The 4,655-nt window shown below is 67.0% G+C and carries 3 protein-coding genes and 2 pseudogenes; 1 reads left to right on the top strand and 4 read right to left on the bottom strand.

Going from position 1 to position 4,655, the window contains the following annotated elements; genetic code table 11:
• Positions 1–190 (bottom strand): annotated as a pseudogene (locus tag RT567_RS13700) (chromosomal replication initiator DnaA); the annotation flags it as partial.
• Between the two features lie 196 nt (positions 191–386).
• On the opposite strand from RT567_RS13700, the gene aspS reads away from it, so the two are divergent.
• Positions 387–2,219: an aspartate--tRNA ligase gene (gene aspS / locus RT567_RS13695; protein ID WP_313576841.1), complete on the top strand. Its 1,833-nt coding sequence runs from the start codon at positions 387–389 to the stop codon at positions 2,217–2,219.
• Positions 2,220–2,282: 63 nt separating this feature from the next.
• Here aspS and RT567_RS13690 read toward each other — a convergent pair whose 3' ends face one another.
• From RT567_RS13690 to RT567_RS13680, 3 genes and pseudogenes are all read right to left on the bottom strand, one after another.
• Positions 2,283–3,191: a pentapeptide repeat-containing protein gene (locus RT567_RS13690; RefSeq protein WP_313576840.1), complete on the bottom strand. Its 909-nt coding sequence runs from the start codon at positions 3,189–3,191 to the stop codon at positions 2,283–2,285.
• Positions 3,192–3,256: 65 nt separating this feature from the next.
• Positions 3,257–3,751, bottom strand: a complete 495-nt coding sequence (locus RT567_RS13685) for a pentapeptide repeat-containing protein (protein ID WP_313576839.1) — start codon at positions 3,749–3,751, stop codon at positions 3,257–3,259.
• A gap of 86 nt (positions 3,752–3,837) precedes the next feature.
• Positions 3,838–4,655 (bottom strand): annotated as a pseudogene (locus RT567_RS13680) (TSCPD domain-containing protein); the annotation flags it as partial.

Here is a 4,655-nt window from a genome sequence, read left to right as displayed (position 1 = left end):
CCAGGTGGCTCTTGCCGCAGCCCGCCGGGCCGAACAGGGCCAGGATGGCGCCGGGCGCTTCCGGCCAGGTGGTCAGGGCGGTCACGCCCGCGGCGTTCGCTTCCGAGATCGCCAGGTCGGAGGCGCGTTGCGGCGTCTCCTGCTGCAGCGGCAGGCGCAGTTGACGGATTTCGGCGGCCGAGGCGTTCATGAGGACGGACCCTAGCCGGGCCGAGCCGTGGGCGTCTCTGTTGATAGGGCGGGATCACGGGGACAACCTGTCCGCCGCTGTGGATGGCGCGTCGTGGGCGATTCAGCCGCCAGCCTTGACTTTCGGGGGCGATGATGGGCCTTTCCCCGCTCCTAATTCACGCTGTTCGACAGCCGTTTTCAGACGAAAATCCGATATGCACGCCTATCGCTCCCATACCTGCGGCGCCCTCCGTTCGACGGATGCGGGCGCGAATGTTCGTCTGTCGGGCTGGATTCACCGCAAGCGCGACCACGGCGGCCTGCTGTTCATCGACCTGCGCGACCACTACGGCCTGACCCAGCTGGTCCTGCATCCCGAAACGCCGGGCTTTGAGATCGCCGAACGCCTGCGCGCCGAAAGCGTCATCAAGATCGACGGCGAAGTGGTGCTGCGCGAAGGTTCGACCGTCAACGCCAACCTGCCGACCGGCGAGGTCGAGGTGCGCGTCCAGGCTGTCGAGGTCCTGTCGGAAGCTGCCGAACTGCCGATGCCGGTCTTCGGCGAGCAGGAATACCCGGAAGAGATTCGCCTGAGCAACCGCTTCCTCGACCTGCGTCGTGAGCGTCTGCACAAGAACATCGTCCTGCGTTCGCGCGTGATCCAGTCGATCCGCAACCGCATGTGCGCCCAGGGCTTCCTTGAGTATCAGACGCCGATCCTGACGGCCTCGTCGCCGGAAGGCGCGCGCGACTTCCTGGTGCCCAGCCGGATGCACCCGGGCAAGTTCTACGCCCTGCCGCAGGCCCCGCAGCAGTTCAAGCAGCTGCTGATGGTGTCGGGCTTCGACCGCTATTTCCAGATCGCGCCCTGCTTCCGCGATGAAGACCTGCGCGCCGACCGTTCGCTGGAATTCTACCAGCTCGACGTGGAAATGAGCTTCGTCACGCAGGAAGACGTCTTCCAGGCGATCGAGCCGCTGATGCACGGCCTGTTCACCGAGTTCGGCGACGGCAAGCCGGTGTCGCCGATCGACGGCGTCCAGACCTTCACCAACGATTTCGGTCAGACGATGGAGCACAAGGGCTTCGAGCGTCTGACGTTCGAACAATCGATGAAGTGGTACGGTTCGGACAAGCCGGACCTGCGCAACCCGATCAAGATGCAGGATGTGTCGGAACACTTCCGCGAGGGTGGGTTCGGCCTGTTCGCCAAGATCCTGGGCGCTGACGCCGCCAACGCCGTCTGGGCCATCCCGGCGCCGACGGGCGGCTCGCGCGCCTTCTGCGACCGCATGAACTCCTGGGCGCAGGGCGAGGGCCAGCCGGGCCTGGGCTACATCTTCTGGTCGGACGACCAGCAGTCGTGGGGCGGCCCGATCGCCAAGAACCTGGGGCAGGAGCCGGCCGAGGCGCTGATGTCTTCGCTGGGTCTGGGCAAGGGCGACGCGGCCTTCTTCACCGCCGGCCTGCCGTCGGTCTTCGCCAAGTTCGCCGGTCTGGCCCGCACCCGCGTCGGCACGGAGCTGAAGCTGGTCGACGAGGACCAGTTCAAGTTCTGCTGGATCGTCGACTTCCCGATGTTCGAATGGTCGGAAGAAGAGAAGAAGGTCGACTTCAGCCACAACCCCTTCTCGATGCCGCAGGGCGGCATGGAGGCGCTGGAGACGCAGGATCCGCTGACCATCCGCGCCTATCAGTACGACATCGTCTGCAACGGCTATGAGTTGTGCTCGGGCGCGATCCGGAACCACAAGGCCGAGATCATGCTGAAGGCCTTCGAGATCGCCGGCTACGACGCCTCGGTGGTCGAAGATCAGTTCGGCGGCATGCTGAACGCCTTCCGTTACGGCGCGCCGCCGCACGGTGGTCTGGCGCCGGGCATCGACCGCATCGTCATGCTGCTGGCGGGCGAGCAGGCCATCCGCGAGGTGATCGCCTTCCCGCTGAACCAGCAGGGCCAGGATCTGCTGATGAGCGCCCCGGCCGAGGCCGAGGAGCGTCAGCTGAAGGAACTGTCGATCCGCACCCAGCTGCCGATCAAGATCTGATCGCGGCGACAGCGCTGAATTAGAAAAGGGAGGGGGCGACCCCTCCCTTTTTTGCGTCGGGTCTTAGTTGCCCGAGGTGATGACCAGGTTGCGCTGACGTGGCGGGATCGGGGGGACGGGCGGCGTCGGAGGCGCTGGCGGCGTGCGGATGACGCGGACGCCGCCGCGACAGTTGCGGGCCGTCAGACCGCCCGGGAGACGGGTCGAGGCGTCGCCGCAGGCCTCTTCGACCTGACTGGCGGTCAGACCGCGCGCGCGGGACAGGTCCAGGCCGCGAATGTCGGTGCGGCGCAGGGAGGCGTCGCGGAAGTCGGTGCGATTGAAGCTGCCGCCGGACAGGCGTGCGCTGTCCAGGTCGGCGTCGCGGAAGGAGACGTTGTCGAAGTTTCCGCCCGATAGATTGGACGCCTTGATGTCGGCGCCGGTGAAGTCTGCGCCGCTGGCGTTCACATTGGCCAAAGTGGCGCCGAAGATCTCCGCATCGTTCAGGCGGGCGCGGACCAGGACGGCGCTGTTCATGTTGACGCCCTGAAGCTCGGCGCCGGTCAGATTGGCGCCGGTCAGGTTGGCCCGGATCAGGACCGCGCCGGTCGCCTCAGCGCCCATCAGTTGGGCGCCGGTCAGATTGGCGGTGGTGAAGGTTGAGCCGACCATCTCGATCCCGCGCATGTCGGCCCGGCTGAAGTCGGCGCCGACGAAGTTCGAGCCGACCAGTTCGGCGCCGCGCAGATTGGCCCCGACCAGGGTGGCGTTGGCGAAGTTGGCGCCGGTCAGGGTGGCGCCGGACAGATCGCGGCCCGACAGTTCGCAACGGACGCAGCTGCCGCCCAGAGACACCATGCGGGCGACGTCGCGATCCTGGGTCAAGGTCATGTCCACGGCGCCGGCCAGGGCGGGGGCGGCCGTCGTCAATCCCACAAGGGCTGAGGCGGCGAGGGCCAGACGGCGCAGGGGTGAAATGGATCGTTTCATCACCCCTCCTGAATGCGCCTTAGTCCGTAAAAACCCTACTTAAATCGTGGTAACGAAGGCGACGCTCAACAGGCGGGAATGCGCAGGCCGGAAGGCAGAACCGTGTTCTGATCGCCGCAGGCCTGGTTGAGCTGCGACTGGGTCAGGCCGCGCGCGCGCGACATCTCGGCGCCCGACAGATTGGTCCCGCTCAGCTTGGCCCCGGCGAAGGCGGCACCTTCCAGATAGGTTCCGACGAAGCTGGCGTTGGTCAGGTCCGCTCCGGTAAAGTTCGAGCTGGACAGGACGGCGCCGTAGGCCTCGACGTCGCGCAGGTCGGCGCGGCTGAAGTTGGTGCGGTTCATCACCGACAGGCTGATGTCCGCCTGACGGACGCGAGCGCCCGCCAGGTTCAGACCCGTGCGCTCCAGGCCCGAGAAATCACCCTGGAACAGGTTGCAGCCGGGGCAGGAGGCGCCGCGACGCACCTGGCTGATCTGAGAGGCGTTCTGCGCCGAGGCGGGCAGGGCCGTCAGCGTCAGGCCGACGGCGGCGAGAAGGGCGATAGCGGGACGGATCATGCGAATGGCTCCAGGCTTTGCCGCCTCGCAGCAAGAAGCGGGCCGCCGTTTCGGCACAGCCTGTCCCGCTTTGGCCGTCCTGACGGTCAGCCCTGAACCTTGGGCACCGCGCCGCAGGCGCTGCAGACCGGCGTCCCGTTCCGATCCGTCAGCATCAGGTCGCCGCACTCGGGACAGGGACCGGCCTGAGCTTGCGGCGTGGTGCGCGGCGACAGCTCTTTCCGGCCGAAGGGGGCGACGATCAGATTGTCGGGCGCAGCGCCCCGCGCAAAGCCCTTGGAGATGAAGCGGGCGGCGGGCACGGGCTGGGGCGCATCGGTCGGAGCGCCGTCCATGCCGTCCAGATTGGCGGCCTCGGGCGTAACCTGCGCCAGTTCGCGACGATCCAGATAGGAGACGCCCAACTCGCGGAACACATAGTCGAGGATGGAGGTCGCCGAGCGGATGGAGTCATTGCCCGTGACCCGCCCCGAAGGCTCGAAACGGGTGAAGACGAAGGCGTCCACGAACTCGTCCAGCGGCACGCCGTATTGCAGGCCGATGGAGATGGCGATGGCGAAGTTGTTCATCATCGAGCGGAAGGCGGCGCCTTCCTTGTGCATGTCGATGAAGATCTCGCCGAGTTCGCCGTCTTCGTATTCGCCGGTGTGGATATAGACCTTGTGGCCGCCGACTGAGGCCTTCTGGATATAGCCCTTGCGACGGTCGGGCAGGCGGCGACGGGTGCGGTCGCGCTCGATGACCTTCTCGACCACGCGCTCGACGGTCTGCGGCGCAGCGTGCAACGGCGCCTCGGCGCGGCGAGGGGCTTCGACTTCGGGCAGGTGCAGGCGGAAACCGTGCGGGGCCTCCGCACGCTGCAAGGTCACAGCGCGGCGATCGTCGCGGGCGCCGTCGGCGATGG

Source organism: Brevundimonas sp. (assembly GCF_032107865.1).
Classification (GTDB): domain Bacteria; phylum Pseudomonadota; class Alphaproteobacteria; order Caulobacterales; family Caulobacteraceae; genus Brevundimonas.
This window is presented reverse-complemented; position numbering and strand designations above follow the sequence as displayed.

Excerpts from the sequence above, each read along its gene's own strand:
- aspS (WP_313576841.1), top strand. The coding sequence starts at position 387 with ATGCACGCCTATCGCTCCCATACCTGCGGCGCCCTCCGTTCGACGGAT.
- RT567_RS13690 (WP_313576840.1), bottom strand. The coding sequence starts at position 3,191 with ATGAAACGATCCATTTCACCCCTGCGCCGTCTGGCCCTCGCCGCCTCA.
- RT567_RS13685 (WP_313576839.1), bottom strand. The coding sequence starts at position 3,751 with ATGATCCGTCCCGCTATCGCCCTTCTCGCCGCCGTCGGCCTGACGCTG.